This is a genomic window from Enterococcus sp. R12, from assembly GCF_058135755.1.
Genome location: NZ_CM176874.1, coordinates 2,632,580 through 2,651,388 on the forward strand (window position 1 = coordinate 2,632,580; position 18,809 = coordinate 2,651,388).

At 42.7% G+C, this 18,809-nt stretch carries 15 protein-coding genes; 2 read left to right on the forward strand and 13 right to left on the reverse strand.

Annotated features, from left to right (window positions below; translation table 11 throughout):
- Window positions 1-151: 151 nt before the first annotated feature.
- The 5 genes from hpf to ACTW1R_RS12245 all read right to left on the reverse strand — a co-directional run bounded on the left by hpf (window position 152) and on the right by ACTW1R_RS12245 (window position 3,623).
- On the reverse strand, window positions 152-709 hold the full coding sequence (gene hpf, locus ACTW1R_RS12225; protein ID WP_005231866.1) for a ribosome hibernation-promoting factor, HPF/YfiA family: 558 nt from the start codon (window positions 707-709) through the stop codon (window positions 152-154).
- Window positions 710-846: 137 nt separating this feature from the next.
- A complete protein-coding gene (locus ACTW1R_RS12230) occupies window positions 847-1,530 on the reverse strand; it encodes a ComF family protein (RefSeq protein WP_010749781.1) in 684 nt (227 codons plus the stop codon).
- Window positions 1,520-2,830: a DEAD/DEAH box helicase gene (locus tag ACTW1R_RS12235; protein WP_086337985.1), complete on the reverse strand. Its 1,311-nt coding sequence runs from the start codon at window positions 2,828-2,830 to the stop codon at window positions 1,520-1,522. The genes ACTW1R_RS12230 and ACTW1R_RS12235 overlap by 11 nt, the downstream gene beginning before the upstream one ends.
- 106 nt (window positions 2,831-2,936) lie before the next feature.
- Window positions 2,937-3,257, reverse strand: coding sequence for a PTS sugar transporter subunit IIB (locus ACTW1R_RS12240; protein WP_005228768.1), 321 nt, complete (start codon window positions 3,255-3,257; stop codon window positions 2,937-2,939).
- A gap of 72 nt (window positions 3,258-3,329) precedes the next feature.
- Window positions 3,330-3,623 carry a DUF7662 domain-containing protein gene (locus tag ACTW1R_RS12245; protein WP_005228767.1) on the reverse strand — a complete coding sequence of 98 codons (294 nt, stop codon included), beginning with the start codon at window positions 3,621-3,623 and terminating at the stop codon, window positions 3,330-3,332.
- A 110-nt stretch (window positions 3,624-3,733) separates the two neighbouring features.
- Between ACTW1R_RS12245 and ACTW1R_RS12250 the strand changes: the two genes are divergently transcribed.
- Window positions 3,734-4,375 carry a YigZ family protein gene (locus ACTW1R_RS12250; RefSeq protein ID WP_086337984.1) on the forward strand — a complete coding sequence of 214 codons (642 nt, stop codon included), beginning with the start codon at window positions 3,734-3,736 and terminating at the stop codon, window positions 4,373-4,375.
- Between the two features lie 194 nt (window positions 4,376-4,569).
- Here the strand turns inward: ACTW1R_RS12250 and ACTW1R_RS12255 are convergent, their stop codons facing one another.
- Both ACTW1R_RS12255 and ACTW1R_RS12260 read right to left on the reverse strand, forming a co-directional pair.
- Window positions 4,570-5,277, reverse strand: a complete 708-nt coding sequence (locus ACTW1R_RS12255) for a GntR family transcriptional regulator (RefSeq protein ID WP_005228765.1) — start codon at window positions 5,275-5,277, stop codon at window positions 4,570-4,572.
- A gap of 198 nt (window positions 5,278-5,475) precedes the next feature.
- The gene (locus tag ACTW1R_RS12260; protein WP_270289875.1) at window positions 5,476-9,702 is read right to left on the reverse strand and encodes a 2-hydroxyacyl-CoA dehydratase; all 4,227 of its coding nucleotides are present in this window, start codon (window positions 9,700-9,702) and stop codon (window positions 5,476-5,478) included.
- Window positions 9,703-9,876: 174 nt separating this feature from the next.
- On the opposite strand from ACTW1R_RS12260, the gene ACTW1R_RS12265 reads away from it, so the two are divergent.
- Window positions 9,877-10,482 carry a TetR/AcrR family transcriptional regulator gene (locus ACTW1R_RS12265; protein ID WP_005228762.1) on the forward strand — a complete coding sequence of 202 codons (606 nt, stop codon included), beginning with the start codon at window positions 9,877-9,879 and terminating at the stop codon, window positions 10,480-10,482.
- A gap of 126 nt (window positions 10,483-10,608) precedes the next feature.
- Here ACTW1R_RS12265 and ACTW1R_RS12270 read toward each other — a convergent pair whose 3' ends face one another.
- The 6 genes from ACTW1R_RS12270 to ACTW1R_RS12295 all read right to left on the reverse strand — a co-directional run bounded on the left by ACTW1R_RS12270 (window position 10,609) and on the right by ACTW1R_RS12295 (window position 18,805).
- A complete protein-coding gene (locus tag ACTW1R_RS12270) occupies window positions 10,609-11,637 on the reverse strand; it encodes a LacI family DNA-binding transcriptional regulator (protein WP_270289873.1) in 1,029 nt (342 codons plus the stop codon).
- A 208-nt stretch (window positions 11,638-11,845) separates the two neighbouring features.
- Window positions 11,846-12,769, reverse strand: coding sequence for a carbohydrate ABC transporter permease (locus tag ACTW1R_RS12275; RefSeq protein WP_489927283.1), 924 nt, complete (start codon window positions 12,767-12,769; stop codon window positions 11,846-11,848).
- A 37-nt stretch (window positions 12,770-12,806) separates the two neighbouring features.
- Window positions 12,807-13,670 carry a carbohydrate ABC transporter permease gene (locus ACTW1R_RS12280; protein WP_115232640.1) on the reverse strand — a complete coding sequence of 288 codons (864 nt, stop codon included), beginning with the start codon at window positions 13,668-13,670 and terminating at the stop codon, window positions 12,807-12,809.
- Window positions 13,667-15,922: a DUF5696 domain-containing protein gene (locus tag ACTW1R_RS12285; RefSeq protein WP_270289871.1), complete on the reverse strand. Its 2,256-nt coding sequence runs from the start codon at window positions 15,920-15,922 to the stop codon at window positions 13,667-13,669. Before ACTW1R_RS12285 ends, ACTW1R_RS12280 begins: the two co-directional genes overlap by 4 nt.
- Window positions 15,919-17,934 (reverse strand): hypothetical protein, encoded by a 2,016-nt coding sequence (locus tag ACTW1R_RS12290; protein ID WP_489927284.1) that lies wholly within the window; start codon window positions 17,932-17,934, stop codon window positions 15,919-15,921. Before ACTW1R_RS12290 ends, ACTW1R_RS12285 begins: the two co-directional genes overlap by 4 nt.
- A 1-nt stretch (window position 17,935) precedes the next feature.
- Window positions 17,936-18,805, reverse strand: a complete 870-nt coding sequence (locus tag ACTW1R_RS12295) for a carbohydrate ABC transporter permease (RefSeq protein ID WP_270289869.1) — start codon at window positions 18,803-18,805, stop codon at window positions 17,936-17,938.
- Between the last annotated feature and the right edge of the window lie 4 nt (window positions 18,806-18,809).

The window sequence follows — 18,809 nt, forward strand, 5'->3', positions numbered from 1 at the left end:
ATAACACAATAAAACAAAAGAGAAACAAAGCCAACTTTTATATAGAAAGATTTCTTGCTTCATTCCAAAAGATAAAAAAACAGAGCAGCTTATCAGCTACTCTGTCAAAAAAGACTTTTTTTGGGGTGTCGCCAAAAGGATCCCACACGTGTTAATCCGTTTCGATCAACCCGTATTTACCATCTTTCCGACGATACACAATGCTCGTTCCATTCGTTTCCGCATCTTCAAAGATAAAGAAGTTGTGTCCAAGCATGTTCATTTGTAAAACAGCTTCTTCACTATCCATTGGTTTTAAAGACAAACGTTTTGTACGTACGATGTCTAAATCAGAACCATTGGTTTCTTCATCGTTTGCTTCAGTTGTGAACAAATCACCATCTGTTGGCGGAACCAACGCTGTCTCACGAGATTTGCGATTGATTTTTGTTTTGAATTTGCGGATTTGGCGTTCCAATTTGTCAACAACCAAATCGATACTAGCATATAGATCAGGTGAAGTTTCTTCCGCACGTAGAACTAGGAATGGTAAAGGAATCGTTACTTCTACTTTTGCAGTTTTTTCTGTATAAACTTTCAAATTAACGTGTGCTGTTGCTTCTGGCACATCATTAAAATAACGTTCTAATTTACCTACTTTTTTCTCGACGTAATCACGGATCGCTTCTGTTACCTCGATATTTTCGCCACGCACATTATATCTAAACATAAAAATTACCCCTTTCGTCTACCAGTAAAGAAGGAAAAGGACCACTCTTTTCTTCTTCTTAACTCTATTATATCGAACTCTTGGTCATTTGCCTAGTAAATCGAACAATTTTCTTTAAGCGTTTTCAAAATAACGTTTCAACGAGCAATAGAAAAAGAACGAATCGACTGGGGGCCAAAGGACTGCAGTGCTTCAGCTGCATGATATAACGTTCTACCGGTAGTATACACATCATCGATCAACAATAATTTTTTCCCTTTGATTTCACACGCTACATCTGGCTTCACTGCAAAGGGTTGCGCCTCTACTAATCGTTGCCTGCGAGAACGTTGTGCCTGTGGTGCGGTATCAACAACTTTCTCCAGTAACTCTTGAAATCTGACTCCGGCGGCTTCCAGCACAGCGGTGACTTGATTAAACCCTCGCTGTTGGTAACGCTCTGCCGATAGTGGGATGGGAATCAAACACTCATAGTCAAACCTGTTGAGTTTCTGTTTGATCACAGGCGCAAACGTCCCCCGCAACTGATAGTTTCCCATCAGTTTGTATTCGTGAAGCCAATCCTTCATTCCTTGATCGTAAGCAAATAGCGCTCGGTGCTGCAATTGTATCATGGGACACGTTTCTTCCCAATAGAGACAATCGCTGCAAAACTCAGTTTCTTTTTTTCCACACGAAGGGCAGCAGGTTCGCCAATCGATCACTGAAAACTGTTGGGCACATTGCGGGCACAATTCATTTTCTGGGATACGCCAAGGAGCCAACACCTCAATGATCGTTCGTTCTCTAGGAAAAGTCCTTTTACACCAACTACACACCATCGGTCAGCCAGCTTTTTGCCAATTGGTTCATTTCCTTAATTTCGTTGAGTGCTTTTCGGATCGCTTCCGTCATTTGGTCGTAGAAAAAAATGACCTCCCCTTCCGTATAGGCCCCTTTACGATCGACACGACCAGCAATTTGCACGAGCGCCGATTTTGTAAAGACTGGATGATTAGCACCCAATACGATGACTGAGACGTTTTCAAACGTCACCCCACGCTCTAAAATCATCGTTGTAAACAACACCTTGTAAATCTGTCGACGAGCAGACGCTACTTTTTCGCTCCGTTTTTGATCTTGCGACGAAACGCTTGTCAAAGACCATGACGTGCCTTGTCGGCGGACAGCCGCTTCTACTTCCTTCATCAGCGCAATGCTTGGACAAAACACCAAGACAAAGTTTTTTTGAAGCAGCCGCTGCAACTGCTGCAGCAATGGTCGCAGCCAACGTTTTCTGCGATAAGCCTGCGCCCAGTGACTATAATGAACAGGTTTTGGAACGATCAATGGACGCTGATGAAACCGCAGCGGCATTTTCAAGACAGCGAATTTCCCACGAATTTCTTGCAGCAGTCGTTCTGAAGGCGTCGCACTTAAATAGATCAGACACCCGTTTTTGGCTAAGGCATTGTATAATCCGTAACGCAGCTGCGCATCGCCCTCGTAGGGAAATGCATCTACCTCATCCACCACGATCAGTTGAAAGCTCCAATAAAAATGCAGTAGCTGATGGGTGGTGGCAATAAGGATGTTTGTGTAGCGATAAGACTCTTCTGATTTTCCATAAAGGAGCAAGCTTTCCTCTTGTGGAAATGCTTGCTGAATTCGCGGAAACAATTCACGACAAACATCGATCCGAGGTGAGACGATCGCCACTCGACCACCTTCTTGCCGAACGTAGCGGATCGTTTCAAAGATCATTTCGGTCTTCCCTGAACCCGTGACCGACCAAACAAGCGAGGATCGCTTTTGTCGACAATTAGACACCAATTGCTGGGAAATTTTTTTCTGAAACGGCGTCAATGCTCCTGGCCAGACGATGTGGTGATCAATGGCTGGACTATCCGTAGGTTGAATCACCAGTCGCCCATTTGATGTGATCCGACCATAGCGAATACAGGTTGGACAGTAATAGCTGCCTATCGGTAATTGCACCGACGGCTTGCGGTGGGAAGAACCGCATCGCTGACAAACGATTCTCTGCCCCTGCTCGAGCATTGCCGGTCGAGAATCAAAGGGTTTTCCTACATTCATTGTTTCATCTAAAACAAAAAATTGTCTTCCTTTTTGATTGGTCATAACATACACCTCAGTTTTAAGTACGCAAAAAAATCGGTTCAAGTACTTTTTGAAAAGTACTTGAACCGATTACAGGTTTCTTGTTTGCTTCAACAGCAGGTCTTGCTTATTCGCCGATCAATGTCAAAGCTTGATCTAAGACTTTTTCGCCGTTCATCATGCCGTAATCTGCCATGTTGATTACTTCTAAAGGAATTCCTTTTGGCGCTAGACGTTTCTCAAAATCGCCTTTCATGAAACGAACTTGTGGTCCTAATAATAAAACATTTACGTCTTTGCTTTCTAAATGTTGATCTGCTTCTGAAGCGGAAACTGCAAAAATATCTGCTTCTAATCCTTTTGCTTCAGCTGCTTTTTGCATTTTTGTTACTAATAAGCTTGTACTCATTCCTGCAGAACAAACTAACATAATTGTTTTTTTCGCCATATCGAACACTCCTTGAATTTTAAGAATAAGATAACATTTCCTATCTCTAGTATAGAACAAGTTTGAAATTTGTCAACGCTTTCTATCCAGCAGCCAGTTTGATTTTACTAAACGGTTAAAAACGACATACTCTTTTTTTAAATTGACGAGGACTACCTCATAGCCGGCATTCAGCCACGCATAGGCCCCGTTTTCAGGATGTCGGTAATCATTTGCCCACCAATCCGTACTCGTGCGGGCACTTTTGGGCAAACCGGATGCTGGGAAAAGAAATTCATCAAACTGGGTAAAGGTTAACGTAATTTGTGAACCGCCGTTGTTTTTTAAATAGTGCGTGATCGTATCGTACTTTTTGCGTCTACCCAAAGCAACTGCCTCCTCTTTTTCAGGTCTGTGTTGGTGCCTTTTTCTTTCTTCTATTTGTAACTTTCCTTCCGATTGCCTATACTAGAAACATAAAGGAGGCGATCGTACGCGTGACTTATCGAACGATCCGACAAGATGGAGAAACGGAAATAGAAATCAAAAAATCGCGTTTCATCTGTTCGTTAAAACGAATCCAATCAGAAGATGAAGCCAAAGCGTTTATACAAGCCCTCAAAAAAGAACATTGGAAGGCGAATCATCATTGCAGCGCCTATGTATTGGGTGAAAACCATGAGATCCAACGCAGCAGTGATGATGGTGAACCTAGCGGCACCGCTGGAGTACCGATTTTAGAAGTATTGAAGAAAAATGACTTGATCAATATGGTCGCTGTCGTTACCCGCTACTTCGGTGGAACGAAACTTGGCGCTGGCGGATTGATCCGCGCTTATTCCAGTTCAGCTTCCGCTGGCATCAAAGCGGTGGGAATCGTCGAAGGCGTTTTGCATCAAGAGCTTGCATTGACCATTGATTATCCCCTTTTAGGTAAGCTGCAAAACTATTTAGAACTGCAGAACATCTACGTAAAAGACATTGCTTATACCGAGAAAATCGTTGTTACCTTAATGATTCCCGAAGCAACGCTTGCCGACCAAGAAGCCGCTTTGATTGATTTGCTGCAAGGGCAAGTGCAGCTAAACAAAGGCAAGACCGAATATGTAGAGCGCCTCATTGAGGAGCCAACCGAGTAACTACGCAGGGCAAGCACCCTGTCAGGTTTGCTTTTTTCCTCAAAGCGCGGACTCTAATGCCGCTTGCTGCAGCGAATGCAGGAACGCCCAATCGTTGAAAAACCGAATTGACCGATGCGGAGCAACAGCACGTATGCTCGCAGTGTCCTTTCGGCTTTTTCGCGTCTTTTTTGTTTCCAGCCGTCTCAGGCAGCTTATTTTTCCATATAAAATTCGAAACGATTGCCGACATATTGGGTGCGCACATATTCAAATGGTTGTCCATCTTCAAATGAAGTGATTTGCCGCATACGTAAAATCGCATCGCCGCGTTTGATTTGTAAGTAATCAGCAATTTGCTCGGAAGCGACCATAGCTGAGATCGTTTGCGAAGCGCCGCCAATTTTCCGCTGTCCTTTTTCTTCCAACACTTTATAGAGGGAAGAGATAATCTCCTCCTTGCTAAAGTCATGAATAAACTTTTCAGGGATACTCGCTACTTCAAAACAGATCGGCACATCATCCGCATACCGAATCCGCTCCATCCGTAAAATCGTTTCGTGTCCTTCTAATTGCAGCTTTTCCATCTCACTGGAGCTAGGTGCCGTCAAGAAATAAGCGACCGCTTTGCTGGAAGGCTTACGACCAAGAGAATTCATAATTTCGGTAAAACTCGTCGTGCCCGTCATTTTCTCTTGTACTTTTTGGCGAGCCACATAAGTGCCAGAACCGATTTTGCGCTCAAGAATCCCCTCATCCGCTAAGGTTTGGATCGCTTGCCGCAACGTCATGCGACTCACGCCGAATTGTTTTGACAACTCCCGTTCTGAAGGCAGACGATCCCCGATTTTGTATGTATTGTTTTCGATATTGGCTTTGATTTGATCATGAATCTGGATATAAACAGGTAATTTTTCCACCACTACACATTCCTCCGTTCCCCTCCTATTATAACTGGTATATACCTAAATAGCTAATAAAAAAAGGAAAAACTGCTCAGTTTTTCTCAATTTGTGCGAACTCTTTCCCCATTTTATAGGCAGAAAAAGAAGTTATCACAAATTGTCCAAACAAGAGCAGTCTCTTTGCTTTTAAATTGGTTCGGTCGCTGGCTTGAGAATTTATTCAGCCAGCGCTTTATTAGCAGTGGCCATCAGCAAGCGAATGCGATTCAATTGATTGACGATCGAAACACCTGGATCGTAATCAATCGCTGCAATGTTCGCCTGTGGGTATTGACGACGTAATTCTTTCATAACACCTTTTCCTACTACATGGTTAGGCAGACAGCCAAATGGTTGCAGACAAATGATATTGTTGACATTATTTTCCAACAGATCGATCATCTCACCGGTCAAGAACCAGCCTTCTCCCGTATGATTGCCGATGGAAACAATCTCGCTCGCTTGCTCGGCAAGCTGATAGATCGAATGAATGCCCTCAAAGCGCGTTGACGCCCGCAACGCTTTATCCATTGGTTTTTGGAGCCGTTCAATCGCCATGATCGCAAAATCAGCGATCATTTTGCTTTTCTTCGCCATCCCCAAATGCTCGTAGCGCCAAATCTGATTGTAGAGGGAATAATTCATGAAGCCGACAATATCTGGTACGACCGCTTCCGCTCCTTCTGCTTCTAACAGGCGAACGACATCATTATTGGCAGTCGGTGAATACTTCACTAAAATCTCTCCCACGACACCGACACGTGGCTTCTTGATAGCATTTAACGGCACTTGATCAAAGTCTTGAATGATTTTCTTCATATTGCGATTAAAGAGGCTGAAGGAGCCATTGCGGACATTTTTGGCAATTTTTTCCAGCCATTCTTGGTGGAGCCGATCGACAGCCCCTGCTTCTTGCTCATATGGACGGGTGCGATAAACGACTCGTTCAAAGAGATCTCCGTATAAAAATGCCACCGCCAAGCGTTTCATCATCGGCAAGGTAAAGCGAAAGCCAGGATTTGATTCAACACCAGTATTGCCCATCGAAATAGATACCACCGGTACTTGCGGAAATCCTGCATCGTTCAATGCTTTACGTAACAAGGGAATATAGTTCGTTGCGCGACACCCACCGCCCGTCTGGGTCATCAATACGCTGGTGTTTTCGACGTCATATTCCCCGCTTTGTAACGCTTCTACCAGCTGTCCAATGGAAATGATGGCCGGGTAGCAGGCATCGTTATTGACAAAGCGCAAACCGACATTGACTGCTTCTCGATCTTCACTGGGCAGACAGACCACTTGATACCCAGAAGCCTGCAAAGCGACATCTACTAATCCGCTTTGATGGATGGGACTCAACATCGGCAATAAGAGCGTGTGCTGCTTGCGCATTTCCTTGGTAAAAATAATCTTTGCTGGTTCCTCGTATTGCTTTTTAGGAACAAAGTGCTGTTTATCCCGTTCGTTGACTGCTGCTTTCAAGGAACGTAACCGAATCCGAATCGCTCCAAGGTTTGCACCCTCATCGATTTTCAACACCGTATACAGCTTGCCATATTGCGCCATGATCTCTTCGACTTGATCGGTGGTCACTGCATCGATCCCGCAGCCGAAGGAGTTTAATTGAACCAATTCCAACTGCTTGTTTTTCGCCACCACTCGTGCAGCCGCATACAACCGTGAATGATAGACCCATTGATCCACGACCCGCAGATCGCCGACATTTGCTAAATGAGCAATACTGTCCTCGGTCAGTACATGAAAGCCTTCTTGGGTAATGACTTCCGCTATCCCATGGTTGATTTCAGGGTCCAAATGATACGGTCTTCCAGATAAAACGATTCCTTTTTGGTTGGTCGTCATCAGCATTCGCAGCGTTTCTTCTCCCCGTTGCGCAATATCTGCTTTGAACTGATCTAGTTCCTCGAAGCCGCTGCGCAGCGCTTGGGCAATTTCGTCTTCAGAAAAACCAAAATCTTGAAACGTCCCCATTAAGGTTTTGACCATTGAGGCTTCATCTGCCAGATTTAAAAATGGACAGCGGTAGTCAACCGCCCCTTCACGAATCGCATCGACGTTGTTACGAATCACTTCTGGATAGCTTTGTACGATTGGACAGTTAAAATGATTTTCAGCGGCAGTGTTCTCTACTCGCTCAAAAATGACTCCTGGATAAAAGATCAACGGTATGTTTTGATCGATCAGTGCTTGGATGTGTCCATGGGCTAGTTTGGCTGGGTAACAAACGGTATCGCTAGGAATCGTTTCGATCCCTTGCTCATATAGTTCTTTATTAGAACGCGGCGACAAGGTTACTCGAAACCCTAACTGGGTGAAAAAGGTATGCCATAGCGGATAATTTTCATAAAGATTCAACACTCTTGGTAAGCCGATTTCCCCATGGAGGGCATCTTTTTTACGCAAAGAACGGTACTTGAACAAGCGGCGGTATTTTTCATCCACGAGATTGACTTTGCGGTCTTCTTTTTTGATTTTGATCCGCGCACCACGTTCGCAGCGATTCCCCGTAATGAATTTTCGACCATCCGAAAAGAGGGTCACGGTTAATAAACAATTGTTTTCGCAAAGACCGCAATTTGTAAATTCTTTTTCTGCTTGAAAATCGGCCATTTCTGCAGGAGACAACAACGTACTGACATCGTCGATCGCCGCTTCTTCTAACGCGATCAACGCCGCCCCATAAGCGCCCATCAAGCCAGCGATCGATGGTCGTACGACTTCACGGCCGCTGATCAATTCAAAGGCGCGCAGAACCGCTTCATTATAGAAAGTCCCTCCTTGGCAGACGATTTTCTCGCCAAGATCTTCGGGGCGCCGAACCTTGATCACTTTATAGATAGCATTCTTTATGACCGAGTAAGACAAGCCAGCCGAAATGTCGCCAACAGAGGCTCCTTCTTTTTGGACCTGTTTGACTTTTGAGTTCATAAAGACGGTACAACGCGAACCCAGGTCAACCGGCGCTTGGGCTTTTGTCGCTGCCAGCGCAAATTCTTTGACATCCTGATTCATGGATTTGGCGAAGGTCTCAATGAACGAGCCACATCCTGACGAACAGGCTTCATTTAGCTGAATCGAAGAAAGTGCACCGTCTTTGACTGTCATCGCCTTCATGTCTTGCCCACCAATGTCCAGGATAAAATCAACCCCTGGCTGGAAATGTTTAGCAGCTTTGTAATGGGCCATCGTTTCGACTTCACCGATATCGACCTTCAGTGCATGTTTGATCAGATGCTCACCGTACCCTGTGATCGTTGACTTTGCGATGTAAACGTCAGAAGGCATCTGACGATAAAGCTCTTGTAAAACCGCCATCGTTGTCGCTAACGGCTCGCCTTCATTGTTGCCATAAAAAGAAAACAACAAATCCCCTGCATCATTGATCAAGACGACTTTCGTTGTCGTTGATCCAGCATCGATACCCAAATAAGCAGCACCTTTATGCTCCGACAAAGGTTTTTCTGCAGCAACCGCTTGGGCATGGCGGGCACGAAAAGCAGCCAGTTCTGCTTCGTCTTTGAATAAAGGATCTAGCGTATCTGTTGGCGCAAGTGTGCCGTCTTCTTCATTGGCTAAGCGGTCGCATAGTACAGAAAGCTGCTGCGCTTCTTCTGCATACAGTGCAGCCCCCATCGCCACAAACAGTTCTGGGTTCTCGGGAAAAATGATATCTGCTTCTTGCAGGTTCAACGTATCGATAAATCGTTGACGCAATTCCGACATAAACGTCAGTGGACCGCCTAAGAAGGCTACCTTGCCTTTGATTTTACGACCAGCTGCTAAGCCAGCAATCGTTTGATTGACCACCGCTTGAAAAATACTCGCAGCAATGTCCGCTTTTGCCGCTCCTTCATTGATCAGCGGCTGCACATCAGTTTTGGCAAAGACCCCGCAGCGTGAGGCAATCGGATAAAGGGTTTGGTATCCCTTGGCTAGCTCATTGACCCCATTGGCATCCGTTTTCAATAAAACCGCCATCTGATCAATAAACGCACCGGTCCCACCGGCACAACTACCATTCATCCGCTGCTCCAACGCACCTTCAAAAAAGGTGATCTTCGCATCTTCACCGCCTAATTCGATCGCCACATCCGTTTCTGGGATCACTGTCTCGACTGTTTTGGTACAAGCGATGACCTCTTGGACAAAAGGGATCCGCAAAACTTCTGCCAGCCCCATTCCGCCTGATCCGGTAATCGCCAGCGCAACTGGCTGATCTTGGATTACTGCTTGCGCTTCTTTAATAATTTTTTCCGCTGCCTTTTGGATGTCTGCATAGTGTCGTTCATACCTTGAAAAACACGTTTGATTGCGTTCATCTAACAGAACCATCTTGACCGTTGTTGAACCGACATCGATGCCCGCCTTATATTTTTTCATTTGTTGCCTCCATCTAAACAACACTTTGTTGATTATCTAACAAGCCGTTTGTTATAATACTTATGTTCATTGTAATTCTTTTGATTGATAATTCAACAAACAATTCCAACGAAGGTGTGGGATAAACAACAATTAGACGTTTTTTGTCGTTTATTTTGAAAGGAAATTCACAATATGAAAAAATTGGATTTACGTGTCAAACGAACCAATAAGTACATTATTGAAGCCTTTATTCGCTTAGTTGAAGAAAAAGGCTTCGAGCAAGTGACTGTCCAAAATATCGCAGACGAAGCCATGATCAACCGCGCGACCTTCTATGCCCATTACAAAGACAAGCAAGACTTGTATGAAAAAATATTTGACTTGGCCGTCGAATCTTTTACCTCGATCCTTGACTTTGAAGATTTCGTCCAAGGCAATCGAATCAAGATCCGTAAAATCGAAGCGGCCATGACCGAACTTTTTTTACACATTCAAAAGAATCGCTCTTTTTATTTGACGATCATGGATGCCTCTGCCATTGAGATCATTCGTAAAAAACTGGGGCTGATTTTAACGGAACGGTATCAAGAGATCTTTTCAACCTTGAAGATTACAGAAGGCGATCTTGAAGTGCCCTTAGACTTCATCATTGATTATATGACCTCAATATTTGTTGGCACGCTGCATTGGTGGCTAACGGCAGAAACAACGATGCACGCCGACCATTTAGCAAAGCTCGTCATCAAACTAGTGGCAAACGGTCACCTAACTGTCTTGGGGATTGAAATTGAGGAATAACTGCTAAAGCATCACCATTCCCTTCACTGACTATCTCACTCGTGTAAAAAGCATTAAATCTTCCCTTGATAACATACACATGGTCTTTTCTTCCTCCACAGAAAAACCCGCCCTGATCATCTGCTCTCAGGGACGGGTTTCTTGCAATTTTTCACGGTTCTTTTTTACTGATTTACGTTCGATCAATTCGAAAGGGATGATCTCAGAGGTGATCTTTTTCCCATTAAGTACACAATTAAGCAGTTTCAAACAAGCCAGTTTTCCCATCTGATGAAAGGGCTGTGAAATGGTAGTCAGTGGCGGACTGACCATTGCGGCAATACGGGAATTATCATAACCAACGACTGAAAGATCATCTGGTACGACGATATGGTTTTCGTAACAAATGGAGATGATTCCCAATGCTGTTTCATCACTTGCACAAAAGACCGCTGTAATCGGTTCTTTTCTTTCCAAATACGCACTCATTGCTCGTCGCCCAGATTGAAAACCAAAGTACCCATACTCAATAAATTGTTCTTTAACGGGGATCTGATTCTTCTCTAAGGCATCAATATACCCCTTGATCCTCGGTACACTCGTATTCTCATCATCATAGCTTAATCCTGCCAGCCCAATATTCGCATGTCCCTGTTTGATCAAATAGTCAACCGCCGTATACGCTGCCAAATAATCATCCACTTTTATGGAAGGAATTTTGTTGTTTGTGTCCGTACTTGAGACGAGTACAATCGGGATATTCAAGCTTTCGATTGGTGCCAAATCGTACTTTGATAAAAAAATGGAAAACACAATAATGCCATCCACTCTACGTTCAGCCATGAGATCCAAACTCTTCTGGAAGCCTTCTCCCCCGATCCCTGCATGGGTCACGATCACGCTAAATCCTCTTGCGTGTGCTTCTTCTTCAATTCCTTCAATGATTTTCACATAAAAAGAAGTATCAGAATTTGGCATAATGATTCCCACCGTCTTAGTTGTTTTGGTCACTAAACTGATGGCAGTCTCATTTTTGCGATATCCTAGCATTTTAACTGCCGAAAGGACTCGCTCTTCAACTTCTTTGCTATACCCGCCAATATTATTCAGCACTCTCGAAACAGTGGCAATCGAAACGCCTGTCTCTCGAGCAATATCTTTTATAGTCGCAGCCATCTCAAATCTCCTTTTGTGTGCTTTAGTATCCGTTGCTTCTGATCAAATGAAAAAGCTTGCTACTTTTATCTCATTAGCATTCATAGCCATTTATTTCTCTTCTATTCTAACAAATATTGAAGAAAAAACGATAGTTAGAAGAAGTAAAAACGTCCTCTAGCTATCGTCAAAGCAAGAATAAAAGGGAAAATAGAGCTACGATTACCTCTTATTCTCCCGTGATTCCTGACTTGTCGATACTTTCCACAAACCATTTCTGAACAAAAACATAGAAGAATATCAACGGAAAAATGCTCAAGATCGTTCCCGAATATGCCACTGCCTCCGTATAACTAAGATTTGGATTGGTTCCCGGATCCCCTAGGGTCGCAGTGTTATTGACGACATTGTTAAATTGACTCTCCAATGAATTGAGTAGCATAGGTGTGGTTTGAATATTTCCTTCAAGATAAAAAGAAGTCAACAACGTTTCATTCCAATACAATGCAAAAGCATAGATCCCGACAATTACAAATGCAGGTCTCACCATCGGTAAGGCAATCTTATAAAACGTCTTAAAGGCTCCTGAACCATCTAGAAAGGCGGCTTCTTCTAATGCCGTTGGAATCATTTTGAAAAACTGATAGAAGATCAAAATAAATAAAGCAGCTTGTTCCCCTTGCCCCATTAGAGCTGGGAAGATCAACGCACCCATATTTCCACTTAACCCAAACGTAGTAAAGAGTTGGTATCGTGGAATAAAAAACAATACTTTGGGTGCTAGATAGGTAAATAAAAGCAATGAAAAGATCAGAAATTTAAAGGGAACTTGAAAGCGAGCTAAGCCATACGCAATCAGCGCAGATGAGAGCATCAAGCACACGGTGGAGACCCCTGCAACCAGTACAGTAGTGAAATAACTCCCTGGCAGTCGCAACGCTCGCCAGGTCAGACGAAAATTTTCTAAATAAAATTCTGAAGGGATCCATTCGATCGAGTGATCTGCCAAATCTAAATTTGACATCAATCCAACCGTTATCATATTGATCAAGGGAAAGATAAAGACAAAACTCAGCACGATCAAGATTGCATATATGGCGATTTTCCCTAGTAAACCATTTGTAACATTCGTTCCCAGTATCATTTTTTTCATTCTATGGGTATTTCCTCTTCGTCGTATCATCATGTTCTTAACCCGCCTTACTTTTCTTGCGCTCTTTTATGATCGTATACAAAATACCAATCATTAAAAATTGGAACAGTGTGTACAATATAGCGATCGCTGATGCATAGCCTTCTCTTCTAGCCCCGTCATAAGTGGATTCTAATATAATGGAAACTATTGGATTTGCTTCGAAATTTGCTAAAAAAACGACTATAAACACGACAGCGACATTGATCAACGGAAAAATGATCGGTAAAGTGATTTTCCAAAAACTGACCCAAGAAGAGGCGCCGTCGATCGATGCAGCTTCATAGATACTCGGGTTGACATTTTGCAAGGATGCTAGAAAAATCAATACTGGAACTGCACAATACCATAGCAGTTGCGCAATCATTTCAAATAGCTCTGCAATCAGTAGAACAACCGCTTGTGAAGGAATAAAAAGTTCTAAAATATCGAGAATCACGAGATTCGCCACAATTCCTGTTCCACCATACTCACTGATCATGGTCATCAGTTTGCCGCTTAAGATGATAATAGGTAGAAAAAAGATCAGACGAAAGAACCAATTACCACGGATTTTTTGGTTCAATAGCATAGCGATAATCACGGATAAGGCGATGATCACGGGTACCTGAAATAAGGTAGCCACAAAAAAGTCTTGCAAGGCGATCACAAAGTCAATATCTTGAAACAAGATTCGGTCATAATTCTCCCAACCGACCCAATTATAACGCCAGCCTGAACGAATCCCGTAGGAGACGTTATGGAAGCTAAAGAAGATCGTTCGACTAAGCGGATAGGCGACTAACGTCAGAAACCCAATGATCCAAGGACTGACAAAAAGCAACCCTGTTAACTTCTTTTTCTTTTGCATGGATAATTTCATCGAACAACGACCCCCTTTCCTTCTACTGTGACTTCCCCTGTATCAAAGGTCGTTTCATTATAATTAATCGTTAGTGTCTTTTGATTGGCATAGGTTACTTGAACGACCCCCTCTGCTAAGCGTTGATGGCCGATCATCTCACTTCCTCTGACACCTGCCAAGGCTTCGTTCATTGCCTCATAATAAAAGGTGATTCGTTCTGCTAAATACTCATATTCAGAAACAGTGATTGCACTTGCACCGGTACCTTTCATTTTGTATGCTGGTTCCCCCGTCAAGACGAATGCAGGATAAACACCAAATTCGATTAGTCGCAAAAGGGTATCTTGGTCATGGGAAACACTATTCAGATAGGTGGCATACATCTCAACATGTCCACTTAAAATCAGTTGCAACAATGGAATCGTTTCATCAATAAAAACAAACCCTGAAGAATAGATAGGCGTATCATAATAATCATCGAGGTAAGGGAAAAGATACGCATTTGGTCGATACATATTCGCTGCTACCTCAGCTTCCTCCAATCGCTCAAGCAACTGTTTGACACTTGTCATCGTCACCAGGCTGCTATGGATCTGACGGTCTTCAAAAAAAGTAAACAAATTGTGATCGAAACCAGCCAAAGCCAGACTCACGCCCTCAAGCTCAGCGAGTGTCGTTAAGTCCTTCTCTAATGATGAAGCATAGGAGTAAGGACTATTCATATAATTGAGGGTTGCCTTTTCTGGATCAAAAAACTGAAAATCGTTCCTATTTAATTTATACGTTTGCTGATTGCTTGCATTATGATAAGATTTCGTATAATCCACATAAAAGTTAAAAGCGATCTCATGCTCATCAAAGGTTGCCAACAACGCTTGAAAGTCTTGGTTATTCTTTAGGTCTTTTTGCGGGCCAATGCCATATGCCCAGCGATCTTGTAAAAACGATTTAGCAGTGACCGTTAACTGATCGATGCCACTTTCTAGTAATTGCTCTGTGATTGCTTGTGCTTGCAGATGATCTGTCAGCGCTACCTCCTCAATCCCCAAATTTCCCAGCTTTACTTCATTCATTAAGAAATCAATTTTCACAGGCATCGATTGAACAGGTGTCGCTTTTTCTTTGGTCTCTCCAACCTGTTCAATAAAGCTTCGATAACTTTTTGCCAGACCAACATAATTCGCCTCATCTTCTCGCAAGAAAACATAGCGTTGCACGACATCAAAATCATTGGGAAGTTCTTGAAAGCCTAAGATATGTTGATCTTCATTGATCCGACTTTGAAATTGTGAATAAGCGGTACGATAGGTATAAGTAAAATAGGATTGATAAAAATGCGTATCTGTATTTTTGGGTCGATAGTTATACGTGGCATAGCTTTCTCCGTTTTCAGAAATAACTAACACGCCAGCGGTGTTCTCTTCTTTAATCACACCATAGATCGGTAACGTCAAAAGCTCAATTGGCTTTGACGGGTAAGCGCCTCCTCGAGGATTGTCTTCATACCCCTGATCTAAGCCATAAACAGGAGCAGAATACCCGACCAGAGATCTTGGGGTCTCGTCTAGGCGAATGATTGCCCCTGGACCATCGGGTACAACTAGATACCCTGTTTCTTCACCTTCTGTACTAGCGAAAAATGGATACAAGATCAGTTGATTCAGTGAAATATTATTGTTTCCTGGTTGCCAGAGATGCTCATTGTACTCCTCAACACTTTCCTTGGGAATATGAACAAGAAGATCGCCACCTTGAATACTGACCTTCAATTCAAAACGAATCTTTTGTGAAGTAAAATCAATACTGGCAACAAAACCACTCTCGTGAAACTGGTATTCTTTCGTGACACCCGAATCCATGAGTGTCCGTCGTCCTGGTGTTGCGCGATCATACGTAACGATTGAAACACCAGACTTGATATAATTGACGATTTCTTGACTATATTGCATCTCAACATAATCTGCTTGATAGTCATAGGAAGTCCATTGCTCGCCGTTCACCTTGTCAAAGACGATGATAGCCGCCGTCTCTTCTTCGACATACAACATCAGTTGCTCATTTTCAGCTACTAACCGAAAAGAAGCTGGAATTTCAGACGGTACATCATAGCTTTCCTCAGAAGCTTTTGCTGCTGTGTTAACTGTCACTGCCTGAAAATCGTTCATTATCGGCTCGATTCTGGGCTTTTCTTCTTTCGGACTGATCAGCCAAACAACCAGGAAAGCAATTACTGGTAAAATTAGTATATAAGTCAGCCATTTTTTTTTCATCGGGCACTCACCTCAGTTATCACATCTAGAATAAAGTTGACAAGCTGGCTACCTAATGTGTACAGGACAAAGACACATAGCCCAATAATCAACATGGTAAAAATACTTTTAAAGATGATCGAAAACGTCTCGCCTACGTCATAGTTGTGAAGATCTTTGATCACAAAAAATTGTAGAAATAAGATCCAAAGTCCTGTAACTGCTTGTGGAAGGTAGAAAAAGACACTTTGTTCTAAGGTAAGACCATTACTCAAAAGAATAACGACTGGAAAAACAAATAATAGTGGTGTCATCGCATAAGCAGTTCCATTTACACTTTGGATAAACGTACCTTCCCCATCATTGATCGAGCAAATCAAATAATTTGATACTACCCATAATAAGACTAAAAAAATGAGGAGTGCTAGTTCATATAATAGATATTGATTGTTTGCTACAAAAATTACATTTGTCCATTGATGATAGCTCAGAAACAAAACAATATAGAGAAAAAAGAGAATCATAGAGAAAAACACTGATACCCGATTGCGACGTTTGATCGTATAGATTCCATCAAAAATCGCTTGATGAAACTCAAAAATAAACAAGAAATTATCGACAAGTTTGTACTTTTTCATCCATTGAAGTTTATGACTTAACGAAAGAGAACGGCGACTAAATTTCTTTAACAATCGCCATATGCTCCATAGGAGAAAGCCAACCATCATCAGGACAAACAAGGTATTTAAATTGGCACTCAACCAATCTTGCCGAATTTCCCAAAAAGCCGCCGATATTCCAGGGGTAAACTCAGCACTCATAAATTCCTGGTAAGCTGACTGAGCGTCACCTTCTCGTAAATAGGCATTGCCTAATCCAATCCGTGCGTTATCGAAAACGGAATTATAATTCAAGGTATACGCCCAAAGCTCTTGGCTCACTCGGTATTCCCCTTGCTGATAACTACTCATGGCTTGATGAACCGCTTCTGTAAAACGAGTACGTTCATACTTTACCAAGGAAGATGCTCCTTGATCGACGATGATCAGTTCATTGTCTGAGGTGGCTGTGATACTCGTAGGACGACTTAAAATCCCGAAACGACTAGAGATCACATCATTGCCTCCAAACACGAAGAGCAACTGTCCTTGCGCATCATATTCATAGATCCAACCATCTGAGGAAACGGCATAGACGCTGTCTTGTTGACCGACCCAAATACTTTCCATATTAAATTCCCCCAACAGATCATCCGGAAAATAATTGGTTCCTGCGACATTAAACTTTTTTATCGCTCCCGCTGCCAATGAAGAAGTCACCGTATAAACAAATCCTTTTTGATCGATACTCACATCAGCGATAATATTTGGAAAAACAGTTTCCATTGCTTGTTGCTGCGTTTCTGTTAAAAAGAAAGAACGAATCTGATCTAACAGTGGAACATTTAAAGGGTTGGCACCAAAGAAGGTAACGAACTCTCCAGCGCGATTCAGCATGATCAAGCCGTTGCTTGATTCAGAGCCTCGGATATAGAGGTTTCCTCGCATATCAACCGCTAGATGCGTCGGTAAGAAAGGGTAGCCTTCATTGAATACGGGTGCGTCTGGTGTACCGATTTCTTGTAAGAATTCATGCGTCTCTTTGTCATATAAAAAGATTTTATTTTGGCTCGTATCTACTGCGTAAATAATCTCATCTGTGACGAAGGTACTTTGCACTTCAACCAATTCTTCGCTAGCTAAAACTCCTTGATAGGACAGTTCTTTATCAAGAATGATGACTTGATTCAACCCTATATCAGAAATATACACATTGTCTTCGCGATCAACGAAAACATGATTAGGTTCGACAAAGGATCGCCCATCAAAGGTGGTGATTTCTTTTGCAGGTGTATAGGCCGTTTGCGTCCGTAGAAAGTAATTTTCACTATCTGTAGTGAAGGTGAAATAGGGTACTTCTTGGGCAAGAACTGATTCCGGTACTAAAGTTGCCAAGAGCAGCGCCAATAAAATAAGCATCGTCTTCTTTTTCATATCACTTGATCCCCGTATGCGCCATCGAATTCATGACTTTATTTTGCAAAATGATAAACAATAACAAATTCGGTACAAACATGATAAGTCCCCCGACCGCTTCCACTCCTGCACTAGCGACAACATTTCCAGTTTGTGAAGAAAGAGTCGACATGTAAAAAGGAAGCGTTCGGATGGCTTCACTATCCATAAAAATAGCGGAAGCTTCTACATTGCCCCACACCGACTGAAACGTCAGTAATGAAACCGTGATCAGCGCGGGCTTGATCATCGGCATGATGATACTCCAATAAATTCGAGCAAAGCTTGCCCCATCCATTTTGGCCGCTTCAATCAAGGAATCTGGGATTTGGTCAATAAACTGCTTCAACAAAAACAAACCGACAGGCATTGCTAACATTGGAATAATGTGTGCCCAAATCGAATTGTAAAGTCCTAATTGAACAATGATCAAAAACCGCGGGATCGCCACCGCAACAGGCACAAACATAAGCGCCAAAGTATTGATTTTGTTAAAGGTCTTCTTGCCTTTAAAATGCAGCTTAGATAGTGCAAAGGCAGCGGAGGAGCTGATCAACAACGTCAAGACAATCAACGTGAACGCTACGAATAAACTATTGAACAAATAACGGCTCATTGGGATACCGGATTGATTGGAAAAATTGGTCAAGAGCTGAAAATTTTCTAATGTAGGCTGCCGAACAAAAAAAGTCGGCGGATAAGCAAATAACTCGGTAAATGGTTTAAATGCATGATTAATTATAAAGATCACTGGTAACCCCATGATCAGTGAAACGAAGATCAAAAGTACGTGGATCTTCGTTTGGTCTTTATGAAATCGTTGTGGATTCACTTTAACGGGACTCGACATCTTT